Below are 15,839 nucleotides of genomic sequence, written 5' to 3' on the forward strand. Positions count from 1 at the left end.
CTGCGGGAAAGAGATTTGAAATGTCAGCACTGCCCGTCATTATTTTTGGTGCAGCCCTCAACCCGGATGGCAGCCCGTCTGTTGCGCTGTTAAACAGAGTGCATTCTGCGCTTATGTTTGGCGCTACGCATGGGCCTGTTATGTATATTCCTACAGGTGGCGTGCCACAAAATGGCCAGACGGAAGCAGACGTTATGGCCGCCTGCCTGTTAAAGGCTGGTATTGCTCCAAAATATATTCTGCCCGAGCCCACGGCAGGAGATACGTTTGATTCCGCTGTTGCTTGCACGCATCTGCTACGCCGGGCAGGCTATCTTACGGCTCAGCCCATAGCGGTTGTTTCCAGCCCTTTGCACCTACCGCGCTGTGTTTTGCTCATGCGTCTTGCGGGGTGGAAAGTGCAGCCCGTGCCATTTTTACGTGCTCAGCCGCATGTTCCCAACATGCGCAAAAAACTCCTACGTATCGCGCATGAATGCCTTGCCCTGCCTTGGGATGCACTGCTTGTTCTGGGCTGGCGTATTGTGCGGCGTTAAACTGCGCCGTATTCTGCCCCCGATTTCCTGCCGGTCTGCGTTTTGCGTGGCTTCCTTTTTATGGGCCGCCATATTGCGCAAAGCATAGAAAGCAGCCCGTGCAGTTCATGATCTTGCCAAAGCAGGTGGCTTCCATCCGTTTGGCAAGGAAAAATTTGGAACAGTGAGTATCATGGCCGTTTACGCATTTGTTTTTCCCGGACAGGGCAGCCAGTCTGTTGGCATGGGGCAGGAGCTTGCAGAGGCTTTTCCTGCGGCGCGTTCTGTTTTTGAAGAAGTTGATGACGCCCTGGGCGAAAAACTCTCCAAAATCATTTTTGAAGGCCCGATAGAAAGCCTTACCAGCACAGAAAACGCTCAGCCTGCGCTTATGGCTGTGTCCATGGCTGTTCTGCGCGTTCTGGAACAGGATGGCGGTTTGGATCTTGCTGGCAAAGTTACGTTGCTTGCTGGGCATTCTCTGGGGGAATACTCTGCTCTGGCCGCGGGGCGTGCCTTTGGTGTGGCAGAAGCCGCACGCCTGCTACGGCTGCGCGGGCAGGCCATGCAGAAAGCCGTTCCCGCTGGGGAAGGCGGCATGGCGGCCCTGATTGGCGTAACATTGGCACAGGCAGAAGATATCTGCACCAAAGCCTCTGCCAAAGGCGATGTAGAAATTGCCAATGATAACGGCGGCGGCCAGATTGTTATTTCCGGCAAGATTGCAGGTATTGATGAAGCCATTGCTATCGCCAAAGAATTGAAGATCAAGCGCGCACTCAAGCTGCCGGTTTCTGCACCATTCCATTCTTCGCTCATGAAGCCAGCAGAAGATGTGATGGCCGAAGCATTAGCCAAAGCTGACATTACCGCCCCGATTGTGCCCGTAATTGCCAACGTAACAGCCGAGCGCGAAACGGATACCGATACGATTCGGCAAAATCTGGTGCGTCAGGTTACTGGCCGTGTGCGCTGGCGGGAAAGTGTGGCCGCTATGGTCGGCATGGGTGTGGATACATTTGTAGAAATTGGTGCAGGCAAGGTGCTTTCTGGCTTGGTGCGGCGCATTGATTCCGAAGTATCTGGCCTTTCTGTGGGCACGCCAGCCGATATCGAATCTTTCCTGAAAACTTTGTAAAAACAGCGGGTAAACAAAAATTATGTTCAAACTGGACGGAAAAACCGCACTGGTTACAGGCGCAACAGGCGGTATTGGCAGCGCCATTGCGCGTTTGCTGCACGCACAGGGTGCAAAGGTTGTGCTGTCTGGCACGCGTGAAGCCGTGTTGCAGAAGCAGGCGGAAGAACTGGGGGAAGGGCGTGCATTTTACGTGGCTGCCAACCTTTCTGATCCAACAGAAGCCGATGGCCTTATTGCCAAAGCGGAAGAAGCAGCTGGGACGCCTGTTGATATTCTCGTCAACAACGCGGGCCTTACGCGCGATATGCTGGCCCTACGCATGAAAGATGAAGACTGGGATCAGGTTCTAAACGTTGATCTGTCCTCTCCTTTCCGGCTGTGCCGTGCCGCACTTAAGGGCATGCTGCGCCGCCGGGCAGGGCGTATTATCAATATTTCCTCGGTTATCGGTTCCACCGGCAATGCTGGGCAGGCCAACTATGCGGCTGCAAAAGCAGGCATTGTGGGCATGAGCAAATCCTTGGCGCAGGAAGCCGGTTCGCGTGGCGTTACGGTAAATGTTGTGGCCCCAGGCTTTATTGTTACCCCCATGACAGACGTTCTGCCCGATGCGCAAAAAGAAAAACTGCTGGGTGCGATTCCACTGGGCCGCCTAGGCCAGCCAGAAGATGTGGCTTCTGCCGTGCTCTATCTGGCATCAAACGAAGCCGCATGGATTACAGGCACCACGCTGCACGTAAACGGCGGTATGGCAATGGTTTAAGGGAGTTCTCCCTTAAATTTGGCCTCTAGAATGTCTGCGCAGAAGAGAGGGTGCAAAATACTTTCAGATGTGGCAGACAGACTATGCAAACACGCGCATAATCAAGGGGGCGGAAGAAAGACTTTTCCGGTTTGCCTTGGCTTGTGATGGAAAAACGTGCTAAGCGCCCGCAACCCCTGTTGCTGGGGAAGAATAACGGAAGCAGTGCTGTTTTCTATTCTTCCACCAATAGGGATTGTGGTAGAGCAGGCACCAGAACAACCTGCCCGCATGTAAAACCGGGCCTATGGGATACAAAGACAGATGAGCGAAATCGCTGATAAGGTTAAGAAAATCGTGGTCGAGCATCTCGGCGTCGAGGAAAGCAAGGTCACACCGGATGCATCGTTCATCGATGATCTGGGCGCTGACAGCCTTGATACCGTTGAGCTGGTGATGGCGTTTGAAGAAGCCTTCAATGTCGAAATCCCGGAAGATGCAGCGGAAAAAATCACCACCGTTAAAGATGCTATCGATTACATCGAAAAGCAAAAAGCTGCCTGATTTTCAGGTAATTTTGCGTTTAACGGAACTGTGGGTCCCTCTACTATTTGAGGGACCATATACGTGCAGAACAGGGAGCGGGCTGGTTTGTTGCAGTCGGCCGGAGTAAATTCTGGACGGAGACGGGTAGTCGTCACCGGAATGGGCATCGTCGGACCTCTGGGTCTGGGTGTTGAAAACGTATGGTCACGTCTGATTGCAGGCGAAAGCGGGATTGGTAGAATCACGCAGTTCGACCCAAGCGATCTGCCGGCCCATGTGGCTGGGGAAGTGCCGGAAGGGCCGACCGCAGAAGGAAAGCTTACACTTTCCGAGTGGATTTCCCCCAAAGACCAGCGCAAAATGGACCGCTTCATTCACATGGGGTTGGTGGCAGCAACGGAAGCGGTGGAGGATTCCGGTTGGAAACCCGAAACCGAAGAAGATAAATGCCGCACCGGTGTAATGATTGGCTCTGGCATTGGTGGTCTTCAAACCATCTATGATGCCTCCATTACCGTGCATGAAGGTCGGGCGCGGCGTCTTTCGCCGTTCTTTATCCCGTCCGCTCTCATCAATCTGGTTTCTGGCCATGTTTCCATCAAATATGGTTTTCAGGGGCCAAATCATTCAGTTGTTACGGCTTGCGCTACCGGCGTGCATGCCATTGGTGATGCCGCGCGCATTATCATGTTTGGTGATGCCGACGTAATGGTAGCTGGTGGTGCAGAAGCAACCGTTTGCCCGTTGGGCATTGCTGGCTTTTGCTCAGCCCGTGCGCTATCTACCGGCTTTAATGACACCCCCGGAAAAGCCTCCCGCCCATGGGATAAAGACCGTGATGGTTTTGTAATGGGTGAAGGTTCCGGCGTTGTGGTGCTGGAAGAATATGAACACGCCAAAGCCCGTGGCGCCAAAATTTATGGCGAAATTATCGGCTATGGCATGTCTGGTGATGCATACCACATTACCGCACCGGCAGAAGGCCATTACGGGGCATACCGTGCCATGCGCGCTGCACTGAAAAGTGCAGATCTTACCCCGGCAGACATCAACTATGTTAACGCCCACGGCACCTCCACCATGGCGGATGACCTTGAGCTGGAAGCTGTTGAACGCCTGTTTGGTGATGATGCTCGTAAGCTGGCCATGTCTTCCACCAAATCGGCCACAGGCCATTTGCTTGGCGCGGCTGGTGCAGTAGAAGCCATTTTCTCCATTCTGGCTATTCGGGACAACGTGGCGCCGCCTACGCTGAACTTGGATAACCCATCGCGCGAAAGCGTGATTGACCGCATTGCCCATACAGCGCAGCAGCGGGAAATCAACGTGGCTCTTTCTAACAGCTTTGGATTTGGCGGCACAAATGCCAGCCTGATTGTGCGTGGCGTCTAAACCAAAAAGAAAGCCTGCAAAACAGCCTACCAAAAAAGGTCGTGCTGCCCTGAAATGGCTAGGGGGCCTGTTTCTTCTTTCTGCATTAGCAGGGGGAGGAACAGGTTTTTTTGCATGGTATAGCTATATAAAATCGGGGCTTTTGCCAGAAGCTACGGATGTTGTTGTGCCACACGGTGGTTACGCCAGCACCTTAAATGCACTGCAACACGCGCAGGTGCTGCCATCTGGCTGGTTCACAGATAAGCTGTTTGTCGCGGCCATTTCTCTTACACGTAAAAGCGGCCAGCTACACGCGGCAGAACTGCATTTTCCGCAGCATGTTTCCATGCAGGATGTGCTGTTTATTCTGCGGCATGGTAAACCTGTTTTACATAAGCTGACCATTCCTGAAGGGCTTTCTGCCCGTCAGATCCAAGCTGTTATTGCCTCTGCTCCTTTTTTAGAGGGCGAAACACCCTTGCCCACAGAAGGCAGCACATTACCGCAAACCTATAATTACCTGCGAAATAGCGAACGTGCGGATATTGTAAAACGTGCGCAAAACGCCATGCAAACGGCGCTAGATACTGTCTGGCAAAAGCATGATCCAGCCCTTGATGGCATGATACCATCCCCACAGCTTCTGCTTATTCTGGCATCCCTGATAGAAAAAGAAACAGCCTTACCTGCAGAAAGGCCCATGGTTGCACGTGTTTTTCTAAACCGCTTGCAAAAAGGCATGAAATTGCAAACAGATCCAACCGTGATTTATGCCATAACACATGGTAACCCGCCGTTGGGCCGCGCACTTACGCGCACTGATCTTGCTACGCCAGACGCATATAATACATATGTTGTTACAGGGTTGCCTCCCGGGCCTATCTGCTCGCCCGGCATGTCCGCATTAGAAGCGGCAGCACATCCTGCCAGTGGAGATGCGCTTTTCTTTGTGGCCAATGGCAATGGTGGGCATAATTTTTCCACCACTCTGGCTGAACATAATCGGAATGTTTCTGCTTTTCGGCAGCATAATACGCATTAAGCGCCTTCTACCCCATAAGGGCAGAAAGCGCTTAATTTTTTAACCTAGAAAAAACTTATCTAGACGGGCTCAGGCTTTCCTGCTTGATACCACCACCGCCAGATGCCCCAACGGTATCTGCTGCCAGAGCATCTGCATCGCTCTGAGAAACCGTGTTGCTGTTAGATGCGCGTGAGGATGTAGAAGATGCACTTACGTTTTTTGCCATGGCTGCATAACGCATCAGCACACTCCTCAGGGGGTCTGCATCCGGGTTATTCACACGCATGCTCACCACAATATCTTCCGGCCCAACACTCTGCTTGTAGTATTCACGGTTAGCATCACTGTTCACTGTCAGCTTGCTGCCTCCCAGAGAAGCACCGGCAAATACACCCTGAGATTTCTGGGCAATCAGAATATCCGTGTTGCGTGCACCCGCATTCCCTTTAGCAACTGCCGTGCTCATGCTGGCAAAAGAGGCGCCTGCATTGGAAGAAAACTGGAACTGGCTATCCAGCAGAGCCTGCAAGCCGCGATCCGTCATGACAAAGAAAACTATCTCGGAACTCTGCACCCCAAATTGCAAACCGAACGATGCGGTGCTGAGGGTGTAAAATGCCGGATCAGACCACGAGCCGCGCGCATCACGCGCCAGCAGCAGGCAGCCACCATGTGCGCCGCCAAATGCAATAGACATGCGGAACATATCTGGGCACACCATGACAGCACGCGCTTTAGCCAGATTGGTTACCATCGGACTTCGGCTGGTTGCACCTACAAAAACATCCTGCACGCTCAGGGCTGCCTTATCAACCAGTGCCTGCGGCTTATCAGCCGCCTGAGCCGGCGCTGCAACACACAGAGAAAATGCTGCGGCCAAAGCCAAAGAAGCAGAAGAAAGATGAGTAACCAGACGCATGCCGGAATTCTCCACAATAAGCCGGTAAATATGATCTGCTAGAAAGCACGCTTTTGTGGCCGCAGAAAGGCCCTGCGTGCATGTTTTTCATTTATGCCAGCGGAATGGACACGGCCTCGGAAAGAGCCTGCGCAATATGCGGGTTTGCTGCCATAATTGTAGCTGGCCCTGTCAGCCCGCCTTCCTGCAGAAAAGGTGAAACTCGTGCGCCAGCTTCTGCCAGCAAGGGCAGGGCGGCAGCCACATCCCACAGGTTAATAACGATTTCAATATAGCCATCCAGCCGCCCGCTTGCCACGTCAGCCAGCGCCAGCGCACCACATCCGCCAGAACGCGGCATGGTGCCCATTGCCATAATGGCATCCATTTTTTCCATGAACACAGGTTTGGGCACTCTGTTGCTCCAGCCCATTTCAATCATGGAACTGGCGGGGTCCTTCACCGGAGAAGCCTGAATGCGCTTGCCATTCAAAAACGCGCCATATCCACGCAGGGCAGTATAGACTTCGCCCAAAGCGGGAGCATCAATCACACCCGCAACGGGTTCATCTCCATCCAGCAAGCCAAGAGAAATACACCACCGACAGCGACCGCGTGCATAGTTGGATGTGCCATCAATAGGGTCCACCACCCAGCGCAGGCTGCCTGTGCGTGCCACGCCGCCTTCTTCCCCCTGGAAGCCATCATCGGGGAAAAGCGCTTTCATGCGGTTGGCAATAAAGGCTTCTACTGCACCGTCTGTTTCTGTCAGCCAGTCCTGTGCAGATTTTTGCGATGCCTGCGGCCCACCCGGTGGCGGACGCATAGCCATGGCCATCTGTGCGGCATCATGCACCACAGCCCGCGCGGCTTCCAAACGTGTGGCAAGGGCAGGGCTGGGTGAAGACATATTGCTGTAACTCCTGATAAAATAAGGCATTAAAGGCTGAACACATCATACGCCTTTACAGGCAGCAAGACGAGCGCGCAGGCCTGCATTCGGCCTATGCCTTGCATGCACATGCCCAAAACACTAGGCTTTGCGCTTATAAAGTTCCTTGGGCCAACGCCGGTGTAACCACAGCCAGCTTTCTGGCTTGCGCCTTATCCATGTTTCAAGGCGATCATTAATCATCTGCGCTAATATGTGCAGATCCTGCTTGCGGTCTCCCGTATCTGGCAGGTCCAACGGTGGCTCAACCACAATACGCAACCGGGCTGGGCCAAGGCGCTCTACATAGCCGGGAATAACAGGGCAGCGATAACGTAGCGCCATAGCGGCAAGGGCAGGGGCTGTCATTGCGGGGTGGCCGAAGAATGAGACCTCAATGCCATCATTCATTTTCTGGTCAACCAGCATACCCAGCCTGCCACCCTTGGAGACGTAGGAAAGCGCCTCCCGCGCGCCTTTGGCACCTTTGGCAAATAGCGGCACAGGCGTGTTGCCCATGGCTTTATCACGCAACCGGCGGATCATGCCATCTATTAGCGGGTTGCCTGCTGCGCGGTAAAAAGAGGCAAAAGGCGTGCCATGCCGTGCAACACCGGGGGGCAGCATTTCCCAATTTCCGATATGGCCAGACACAAACAGAACAGATCCACCTTTGCGGGCCTGTTCTTCCAGATATTCTGCACCCTTAACCTCAAAACCGGGGCCAGAGCGCGTGTTTTCCTTCAAGGCCGCTATATGAGGCAGCTCTCCAACCGTGCGGCCGAGATTTTCCCACACACCATGCACAATCTGGCGCCGCTGTTGTGGGTTTAGCTCTGGCATAGCTAGTTCCAGATTGCGATATGCCACCCCAGAAACCGGCAGTTTAGGGCCAATAAAACGGCAGACACGCCCGGCAACATTGGAAGCGGCAGAAGGGCCAAGCCATGTAAGAAACTTTAGCAGACCGCTTGCCAGAAGAGCTTCTGCCTGCATCAAAGTGGCTGTAAGGGCTTTGCTGCTCATCCTGCTGATCCATTCAAAAACTGGTTCAGCAAGGCCTCAGGCGCGGCTGGGTTCTGCCACACCATATCCACCCCTACGGTAAGTACTTTCTGACGGAAATATTCAGGCAAACGCACGGCATCCTTGGGGGTTGTCACCAAACACGCCTGCAGAGAGACAGCCATATCTGTCAGACGCTTTAAATCTTTTTGTTTATAAAAATAATGATCAGGAAAGGCTACGGTCTGCGCTAATGTGATGTTGCAGTTTTTAAGCCCTTCAAAAAATTTTTCTGGCCGCCCCAGCCCCGCAAAAGCTACGCAACGCTGCCCTTGTAACGCGCTGACAGTATCGGACTGTTGAAGTTCTGCCTGCATAACATGTGGCGCCACGTGCCCGAACCGCGCCAGAAATTCTGTTTTATCTGGCCCGATCAAAACTGTGGCCTGTGCACGCGCAAAAGCCTGCGCTGGCTGCTCTCTTAACGGGCCGGCGGGCAATACGTAACCATTGCCCAAGCCTACGCCACCATCCACCACCAGCAAGGACAGATTTTTGTAGAGGGATGGATTTTGAAACCCATCATCCATCAACAAGCAATCTGCGCCATGAGCCACAGCCATACGGGCGGAAGCCGCACGATCTGCGCCAACCCATACAGGGCAAAGCTGTGCCAGCAGCAAGGGTTCATCCCCCACATCCTGCGCGGTGTGCTGTGCCGGGTTTACTTGTGTTGTTGTACGTAGGCGTCCGCCATATCCTCGCGTGAGAATGTGGGGCTTTTTACCACGGCGGAGCAGACGGGCAGCTAAATCCAATACAACTGTGGTTTTGCCTGCGCCACCTACAGAAATATTTCCGCAGCACAGCACGGGCACCGGAGCAGTCCAGCCCTGCTGGTGCTGCTTGCGTGCCGTTATTGCCGCTACAATGCCCGCAAATGGAGATAACAGAAGCGGCCTTATTTTTGCAGAAGGCTGGCTCCAAAACGCGGGAGCGCGCAGCTTTACCATATTTGCGCTAGAATATGCTTGGCCAGACGTTCCGGCAGATCTGCGTTGGCTGTCGCAATGTGCTGCACATTCTCACCCAGTTGTTGGCGCTTGGAAGGGTTTGCGAACATGTCCCGCGCCCATACCGCCAGCTCCTGCGCGTTGCTTACAATCGTAACGCCTGCCGCCATGTGCTGGAAGGCATCTGTAAAGTTCTGCACCAATGGGCCAGATGCAATGGCACACCCCAGCCGAGCGGGCTCGAACGGATTATGCCCACCGCCGCCGCCCAGCACGCCGGGCAGGCTGTTGCCAATAAACACACAGGGCGCCAAACGGAAAAATAGCCCTAACTCACCCAACGTATCACACACCCAAAGCAGATCATCTTCTGTCGGAATCTGGCCAGCCCCACGGCGTGGCACATACCCCAGCATTACGCTTAAGTCTGCCCCACGCTCTGGGTGGCGTGGAATAACCAGCACCAACACATCCGGGTAATCACGCCGGATAAGCTTGGCTGCCTGCGCAATCTGCTGCTCTTCACCTGGATGCGTGGAAACCGCAGCCAAAATTCTGCGTCCTGCCAAACATTCTTTCAGGCGTGCCAGTTCGGCTTTATCTACTGGCAAGGGTGGGGCGGCTATTTTTAGGTCTCCCGTTTCAAGCAGCTTGGTGGCGCCAAGTTGTTGCAGCCGCTGTGCATCTTCATCAGAGCGGGCAGAAACCCACGCAAAACGCTCCAACATGCGCCGTGCCACTCCCCCCATACGCTGCCATCCTTTAAAGGAAGATGCAGACATGCGGCCATTAACCAGCATGACAGGAACATTACGCGTATGGCATAGCCCCAGCATGTTGGGCCACAATTCGCTTTCTGTAAAAACAGCGACTTTTGGCTGCCAGTAATCTAAAAAGCGTCTGCCCCAACGCGGCACATCCAAAGGCATAAACTGGTGTACAACGCGCGGATTTACAACGCGCTGTGCCAATAAACGTGCAGCCGTTACCGTGCCTGTTGTGACCAATACCTGAAGATCAGCTTTTTGCGCCAAACACACGGCAACAAGCGGCAGGATGGAAACGGTTTCTCCCACACTGGCGGCATGGAACCAAACCAGATTTCCGCCGCCCCGAGGCAGTGAAGGAAAACCCATTTTTTCCCGCACACGGGCTGGAATTTCTTTTCCTTTGGTTTGCCGCCATCTCAGAAAAAAGGGCAAAGCGGGAGAAAGAACAGAGGCTGCCACCTGCCACACGCGCGAAGGTATAAGAGAAAGTGGGCTAAGGGCTACTTTTTCTTGCGAATAACCTGCGGGAGAAGACATGCTGGAAGGCTGTTGCGCTAGGTGCATCATATTATCCAGCGCGTGTTCCAACTGTTGGGTAAAAGTTTCGCCGCCTCTGCTTTCTTCCTGATTATGCCGCCGCATATCTATGGGTGGAGCACATGCCATAGTGCCATGACCAAAAGGCAGCGGAAAAATCATCCGATCCCATGTTTTCAGCCGTATGCCGGTGCATGTTGCGCCCACCAGCACAATGGGTTTACCCGCCAGCTTGGCAAGAGCCAGTGTACCTTGCTGTGCCTGCCTGCGTGGGCCACGCGGCCCATCCGGCGTGATGGCAACAAGGGTGGCATTGCGCAAGCTTGCACGCATCCGCCTAAGCGCCGCAGCACCACCTTTGTTTTTTCCTTTGGAATCTGATGATCCGGCAATGGACCAGATACGCCACGGGGCCACCACATCTGCAATCATGCGGCCATCACGGTTGCGGCTTATCAGCACACGCAGGCGGATATGAGGGTTCTGAGGCTCGGCCCACCACCATAAAGCTGGCGTAAGGGGCAGTATTTCGTGCCAGAAAGCCACGACTGCTGTTTGCCCATTCTGGCTGGTTAACAGCGGCCACGCCTGTTCGTTTACCCGAAACGTCCAGCGCGTGGTTTTAAGTGCAAATCCCAAGTACTGGCGTAAACTCCATACGCCAGCCTTGCGGGCCAATATTTTACAGTCTGTTTTCAGGGTGCGCAGCATAATCACGCAGCCTGATTAGGAGAGAAATCTCCTGAACGCAAAACCTTCCGGCTTTTCGGTCAACACAGAAGGCTGATAGGCGATGGTAAAGCGATGATGTGCTTTTTCCCACACATCAAGTTTGCTGCCTTCAGGAATAACCACCTGATCAACCCCGCAACGCAGCAAAAACTCGTATTGATCCGGCAGGAAATGCCCAGTTACACGGATTTTGCCAGCATAGTGCAGGTGTTCACGCAGGGTACGTGCCTGCGTAAATGCCCGACCATCCCGGAAAATAGGGAATGTGAGGCACACAACATCAAGCCGGGGCAGGGCGGTTTTAAGGTTTTCCACCTGCTCATCCTGTTTGAGCAAAACGCCCAAACGCCCATTGCCATTACGGCCCAGCCCTTCAGCCAAACGCGCCAACGGCACCAGCACATCACCTTCCGGCAAAGGCTGACCATCCTGTGCAATCAGCCATGTGTCTTCAATAATCTGGCCGTTTTCAAACAGGGGCATAAGCTGCATCCTTGAAGGGGGCTGTGCCAAGGCGGCGGCACGTATCAATAAACCGTTCTCCGGCATCACGCTGGGCCAGATATGTATCTATGATGCGCGCCACGGCATCAACCGTTTCATCTTCAGAAAGTGCAGACCCCAGAATCTGCCCAACAGAGGCATCTTCCATCGCGCTGCCGCCCAGAGTAATCTGGAACGCTTCCTCACCCCGTTTATCAACACCCAGAATACCAATATGGCCTGCATGATGATGCCCACAAGCATTGATGCAGCCAGAGATATTCAGCCGTAGGCTACCAATTTCCTGCTGGAGTGTGGCATCGCCAAAGCGTTCGCTCAGCTTTTGCGCAATGGGAATAGAACGGGCATTAGCCAGCGCGCAATAATCCAGACCGGGGCAGGCAATAATGTCTGTCACCATCTCGATATTGGCCGTGCCTAGCCCATTTGCTTTAAGAATCTGCCACAGCTCATGCAGAGCATCCTGCCGCACATGCCCCAACACCACGTTTTGCAAATGCGTAATGCGCAGTTCGCCAAAGCTGTATTTATCTGCCAGATCAGCAAGCAGATCCATCTGGGCGGATGTAACATCCCCCGGAATACCGCCAACCGGCTTGCAGGATATAGTAACGCATGCATAGCCCGGTTGTTTGTGGGCATGCGTGTTGGTGCGTACCCATGTATCAAATGCCGCATCTGCTTTTTGTTGAGCAGCCAGCGCATCAGCCGCGCCATTTTCTGACTGAAACTCCGGCGTGCCAAAGCGAGCCTGAATGGCTGCAACAATTTCTGGTGGCAGGCGATAGCGCGCCCGATCCATAGCTGCAAATTCTGCGTTCACCTTAGCCAGAAAAGCTTCTGCGCCCAAAGCCTGCACCAGTATTTTAATACGAGCTTTGTACATGTTATCGCGCCGCCCGTATTCATTATAAACACGCAGCACGGCTTCCAGATAGGCAATCAGATCTTCTTCTGGCAGGTCATCTCGTAGCTTTACACCCACAATAGGGGTACGGCCCAAGCCACCACCAACATACACCTCAAACACGGCACGGCCATTTTCACCCTTGCGGGCCAGCAGGCCGATATCATGAAAGCGCGCGGCAACACGATCTTGCTTGCTGCCGGAAATGGCAATCTTGAACTTACGTGGCAAAAACGTAAATTCCGGGTGCAGGGTGGACCACTGGCGCAGGATTTCAGCATGCACGCGCGGATCCAGAACCTCATCCGCCGCAGCACCAGCAAACTGGTCTGATGTAACGTTACGAATGCAGTTACCACTTGTTTGAATGGCGTGCATTTCTGCATCGGCCAGCACGTTCAGAATATCTGGCGTATCTTCCAGCTTGATCCAGTTGAACTGGATATTCTGCCGCGTTGTAAAGTGCCCGTAATCCCGGTCATACGTTCTGGCGATATGTGCCAAAGCGCGCATTTGGGAAGAACTGAGCGTGCCATACGGAATGGCCACACGCAGCATATAAGCATGCAACTGAAGGTACAGGCCGTTCATCAACCGCAGGGGTTTGAACTCTTCTTCGGTCAGCTCACCAGCGATACGGCGCTGAACCTGATCCCGAAACTGCTCAACACGCTGCTTAAGAAACGTACGATCAACATCATCATACGCGTAACGGCCAACCGAAAGGGCAGGCTGGGTGGAATAAGACATGGCTTTAACTGTGTCCGTCTTGCTCTGCTGGTATCAGGCGCTGGCGTGTTGCGCAGCCTGCCATGCAGGTGTGAACTCGGCATGAACGCTTGGCCCAAGGGCACGAATACGCTCCCGCGTGGTTATGGGCAGCAGGCCAGACGATGTTTGCGCAACCTGCACACCATACACCCCAACCACTTCATCCGCAGCCGCTTTTGCGTTCTGGCGGGCCAGAATCTGTTCCATTTCCGCATTGGGGAAAGGGTGCGCATGCTGGATAAAAAGCTGCCATTCTCCTTGCGCATCCAACCACACAATGCGCCCATCAAGCAGACGGTTGGCTGTTACAACGCTCAGCCCTTGTTCATCCCGCCGATTATTTCTCCGATCCAACGCTTAATCCCTTTCTGCCCCCGTGTGCAGGTTGAGAATTACACAACAGATGCGAGAATATCAATATACCACCAATTAATAACGTATCTTGAAGCATCCCCGGCACCTCAAAATACACATATGCTTTTAACAACCACCCGCAAGGGGAAATAAGGCGGGTATTTTACACCCGCCTTATCAAGCCAGAGCGCAATCAGGACTGCGCACGCGCACCCGCTTTGTTACGCACGGCGTCTTCCACAAAAGTCACCAGCGTTTTTGTGGCAGCCTCTACACTATCCTTACCTGTTATCAGGTGCAGGGCAGGCTTGGCAGGGGCTTCATACGGGGCATCAATGCCCGTAAAGCCACTGATTTTTCCTGCACGTGCTGCGGCATACAGCCCCTTGGGGTCACGCTGTTCACAGGTGCCCAGATCAGCATCTACAAACACTTCCTCAAACCCATCGCCAATAATCTGGCGGGCCAGATCACGATCGGAACGCAGAGGAGAGATCAAGGCCACGATAACAACCTGACCGGCATCACGCAGCAGGCGAGCCACTTCCGCAGCACGGCGTACGTTTTCGGTTCGGTCTGCTTCAGAGAAGCCCAAATCCTTGCACAGACCAGCGCGCAGTGTATCACCATCCAGCACTGTTACATCCACACCATCTGCAAACAGACGGGTTTCTGCCGCACGGGCCAGCGTGCTTTTGCCAGAGCCAGACAGACCAGTCAGCCAGAACACAGAGCCTTTATGGCCTTTAGCGCGTTCACGATCCTGCACGGTAACGGTGCTGGCGCTTGGATGAATAACCTTTTCACCATCTGCAATATTGGCCGGGCCAATAATGGGTGCCCCCCCCACAATACGCTGCTGGCGGTCAACCAACACACCACGGCCATCCGTTGTGCCGGGTGTGAACGGGTCAAACTGAATGTTTTCTGCCGCAGACAACACAATTTCCGCAAAGCCTTCGGGCGGAACTTCCGTGCCGGGGTGTTCTGTCAGATCATCCAGATCCACCACTTTATCAATGGCGGTAACGGTAACGGCGTGTTCTGCCGTAGCCAAACGCAGGCGGAAATGCTCACCCACACGCAGCGGCTCCTGACGCAACCAGAACAGACGCGCCCGCACGCGGGAAGCTTCCATTGGACGTGCATCCGCATGATGCAGCAGATCCCCACGATCAGGAATCACGTCTGGTTCCAGCGTGACTGCGATGGACTGCCCAGCAGAAGCAGAAACATGCGGCGCTGTATGCCAGCTTTCAATCGATGCAATGCGGGCAGGGGTTTTCTGTGTGCCGATAATAACGGTATCGCCCACGCGCACCCGGCCACGCTCAACACGGCCTGCCACATAACGGGTGTTATCAAAACGGTACACGTCCTGCACGGGCAGACGAAGCGCCAGCTCGGAGCGGGAAGCAGGAGAGGGCACGCTGGCCAGAGCTTCTGTTAGCGTGGGGCCTTTATACCACGGAGAGCGCTCTGAGCGGCTGGCAATGTTATCACCATCACGCGCAGAAGCCGGAACAAACAGGGCCGCTTCCAGCCCCAACTTGTTCAGCAGTTCCGTTACGGATTTTTCGACTGCCTCAACCTTAGCCTGATCGAAATCAAGCAGATCCACTTTGTTCAGCAGCACAATAACGTGGCGAATACCGATAAGGTGCAGCAGCATGGCGTGGCGGCGTGTCTGTTCACGCGCACCTTCCTGTGCATCCACCACCAGTACTGCGGCTTCTGCATCGGCGGCACCTGTAATCATGTTGCGTAGGAACTGGCGGTGTCCTGGTGCATCCACAATCACAAATTCGCGCTGCCCCAAGCGGAACGGAATACGGGTGGAATCAACAGTTACGCCCTGATCGCGTTCAATCTGAAGGGAGTCCAGCAGGAAGCTCCACTCAATCTTCAGGCCGCGCTTTTTGGATGATTCAATAATCTGGGCAACCTTGCCATCCTGAAGGCTGTCCGTATCGTGCAGCAAGCGCCCGATAAGGGTGGATTTGCCGTGGTCAACATGCCCCACAATCACGATTGGCGTGGCGGCATCCTGAGATGAATAAATTTTTTCGCTCATG

Annotated in this window: 15 protein-coding genes; 6 read left to right on the forward strand and 9 right to left on the reverse strand. The window is 54.0% G+C overall.

From position 1 onward, the window contains the following. The first annotated feature begins 20 nt into the window (after nucleotides 1-20). The 6 genes from FKW19_RS06855 to mltG all read left to right on the forward strand — a co-directional run bounded on the left by FKW19_RS06855 (nucleotide 21) and on the right by mltG (nucleotide 5,360). The gene (locus FKW19_RS06855) at nucleotides 21-536 is read left to right on the forward strand and encodes a YdcF family protein (protein ID WP_089178932.1); all 516 of its coding nucleotides are present in this window, start codon (nucleotides 21-23) and stop codon (nucleotides 534-536) included. 172 nt (nucleotides 537-708) lie between these two features. Further along, entirely contained in the window at nucleotides 709-1,653 is a 945-nt protein-coding gene (fabD, locus tag FKW19_RS06860) for an ACP S-malonyltransferase (RefSeq protein ID WP_089178931.1), read from the forward strand. A 22-nt stretch (nucleotides 1,654-1,675) separates the two neighbouring features. Continuing rightward, nucleotides 1,676-2,419, forward strand: a complete 744-nt coding sequence (gene fabG, locus FKW19_RS06865; protein ID WP_089178930.1) for a 3-oxoacyl-[acyl-carrier-protein] reductase — start codon at nucleotides 1,676-1,678, stop codon at nucleotides 2,417-2,419. A 303-nt stretch (nucleotides 2,420-2,722) separates the two neighbouring features. Further along, entirely contained in the window at nucleotides 2,723-2,962 is a 240-nt protein-coding gene (locus FKW19_RS06870; protein ID WP_003628807.1) for an acyl carrier protein, read from the forward strand. Between the two features lie 63 nt (nucleotides 2,963-3,025). Further along, the gene (gene fabF / locus FKW19_RS06875; protein WP_006115244.1) at nucleotides 3,026-4,336 is read left to right on the forward strand and encodes a beta-ketoacyl-ACP synthase II; all 1,311 of its coding nucleotides are present in this window, start codon (nucleotides 3,026-3,028) and stop codon (nucleotides 4,334-4,336) included. Beyond that, nucleotides 4,326-5,360 (forward strand): endolytic transglycosylase MltG, encoded by a 1,035-nt coding sequence (gene mltG / locus FKW19_RS06880; protein WP_089178929.1) that lies wholly within the window; start codon nucleotides 4,326-4,328, stop codon nucleotides 5,358-5,360. The genes fabF and mltG overlap by 11 nt, the downstream gene beginning before the upstream one ends. Before the next feature lie 55 nt (nucleotides 5,361-5,415). Here the strand turns inward: mltG and FKW19_RS06885 are convergent, their stop codons facing one another. The 9 genes from FKW19_RS06885 to cysC all read right to left on the reverse strand — a co-directional run bounded on the left by FKW19_RS06885 (nucleotide 5,416) and on the right by cysC (nucleotide 15,838). After that, nucleotides 5,416-6,261 carry a lipid-binding SYLF domain-containing protein gene (locus tag FKW19_RS06885; RefSeq protein ID WP_035351421.1) on the reverse strand — a complete coding sequence of 282 codons (846 nt, stop codon included), beginning with the start codon at nucleotides 6,259-6,261 and terminating at the stop codon, nucleotides 5,416-5,418. A gap of 91 nt (nucleotides 6,262-6,352) precedes the next feature. Beyond that, nucleotides 6,353-7,180: an inositol monophosphatase family protein gene (locus tag FKW19_RS06890; protein WP_006115241.1), complete on the reverse strand. Its 828-nt coding sequence runs from the start codon at nucleotides 7,178-7,180 to the stop codon at nucleotides 6,353-6,355. Nucleotides 7,181-7,273: 93 nt separating this feature from the next. Beyond that, nucleotides 7,274-8,197, reverse strand: a complete 924-nt coding sequence (locus tag FKW19_RS06895) for a lysophospholipid acyltransferase family protein (RefSeq protein WP_089178928.1) — start codon at nucleotides 8,195-8,197, stop codon at nucleotides 7,274-7,276. Further along, nucleotides 8,194-9,189 (reverse strand): tetraacyldisaccharide 4'-kinase, encoded by a 996-nt coding sequence (lpxK, locus tag FKW19_RS06900; protein ID WP_089178927.1) that lies wholly within the window; start codon nucleotides 9,187-9,189, stop codon nucleotides 8,194-8,196. Before lpxK ends, FKW19_RS06895 begins: the two co-directional genes overlap by 4 nt. Next, entirely contained in the window at nucleotides 9,183-11,207 is a 2,025-nt protein-coding gene (locus FKW19_RS06905; protein WP_193561073.1) for a glycosyltransferase N-terminal domain-containing protein, read from the reverse strand. The genes lpxK and FKW19_RS06905 overlap by 7 nt, the downstream gene beginning before the upstream one ends. 15 nt (nucleotides 11,208-11,222) lie before the next feature. Then, entirely contained in the window at nucleotides 11,223-11,711 is a 489-nt protein-coding gene (locus FKW19_RS06910; RefSeq protein WP_035351716.1) for a DUF934 domain-containing protein, read from the reverse strand. After that, nucleotides 11,698-13,389 carry a nitrite/sulfite reductase gene (locus FKW19_RS06915; RefSeq protein WP_006115237.1) on the reverse strand — a complete coding sequence of 564 codons (1,692 nt, stop codon included), beginning with the start codon at nucleotides 13,387-13,389 and terminating at the stop codon, nucleotides 11,698-11,700. Before FKW19_RS06915 ends, FKW19_RS06910 begins: the two co-directional genes overlap by 14 nt. A 33-nt stretch (nucleotides 13,390-13,422) precedes the next feature. Continuing rightward, on the reverse strand, nucleotides 13,423-13,764 hold the full coding sequence (locus FKW19_RS06920; RefSeq protein ID WP_006115236.1) for a DUF2849 domain-containing protein: 342 nt from the start codon (nucleotides 13,762-13,764) through the stop codon (nucleotides 13,423-13,425). A 193-nt stretch (nucleotides 13,765-13,957) separates the two neighbouring features. Next, nucleotides 13,958-15,838, reverse strand: a complete 1,881-nt coding sequence (cysC, locus tag FKW19_RS06925; protein WP_089178925.1) for an adenylyl-sulfate kinase — start codon at nucleotides 15,836-15,838, stop codon at nucleotides 13,958-13,960. Nucleotide 15,839 lies beyond the last annotated feature (1 nt).

The sequence above is a fragment of the Acetobacter sp. DmW_125128 genome, assembly GCF_008704325.1.
Lineage (GTDB): Bacteria > Pseudomonadota > Alphaproteobacteria > Acetobacterales > Acetobacteraceae > Acetobacter > Acetobacter oryzifermentans.

Excerpts from the sequence above, each read along its gene's own strand:
- FKW19_RS06890 (WP_006115241.1), bottom strand. The coding sequence starts at position 7,180 with ATGCCTTATTTTATCAGGAGTTACAGCAATATGTCTTCACCCAGCCCT.
- lpxK (WP_089178927.1), bottom strand. The coding sequence starts at position 9,189 with ATGGTAAAGCTGCGCGCTCCCGCGTTTTGGAGCCAGCCTTCTGCAAAA.
- FKW19_RS06905 (WP_193561073.1), bottom strand. The coding sequence starts at position 11,207 with ATGCTGCGCACCCTGAAAACAGACTGTAAAATATTGGCCCGCAAGGCT.
- FKW19_RS06915 (WP_006115237.1), bottom strand. The coding sequence starts at position 13,389 with ATGTCTTATTCCACCCAGCCTGCCCTTTCGGTTGGCCGTTACGCGTAT.
- FKW19_RS06910 (WP_035351716.1), bottom strand. The coding sequence starts at position 11,711 with ATGCCCCTGTTTGAAAACGGCCAGATTATTGAAGACACATGGCTGATT.
- fabD (WP_089178931.1), top strand. The coding sequence starts at position 709 with ATGGCCGTTTACGCATTTGTTTTTCCCGGACAGGGCAGCCAGTCTGTT.
- FKW19_RS06895 (WP_089178928.1), bottom strand. The coding sequence starts at position 8,197 with ATGAGCAGCAAAGCCCTTACAGCCACTTTGATGCAGGCAGAAGCTCTT.
- cysC (WP_089178925.1), bottom strand. The coding sequence starts at position 15,838 with ATGAGCGAAAAAATTTATTCATCTCAGGATGCCGCCACGCCAATCGTG.
- FKW19_RS06885 (WP_035351421.1), bottom strand. The coding sequence starts at position 6,261 with ATGCGTCTGGTTACTCATCTTTCTTCTGCTTCTTTGGCTTTGGCCGCA.
- fabG (WP_089178930.1), top strand. The coding sequence starts at position 1,676 with ATGTTCAAACTGGACGGAAAAACCGCACTGGTTACAGGCGCAACAGGC.
- FKW19_RS06855 (WP_089178932.1), top strand. The coding sequence starts at position 21 with ATGTCAGCACTGCCCGTCATTATTTTTGGTGCAGCCCTCAACCCGGAT.
- FKW19_RS06870 (WP_003628807.1), top strand. The coding sequence starts at position 2,723 with ATGAGCGAAATCGCTGATAAGGTTAAGAAAATCGTGGTCGAGCATCTC.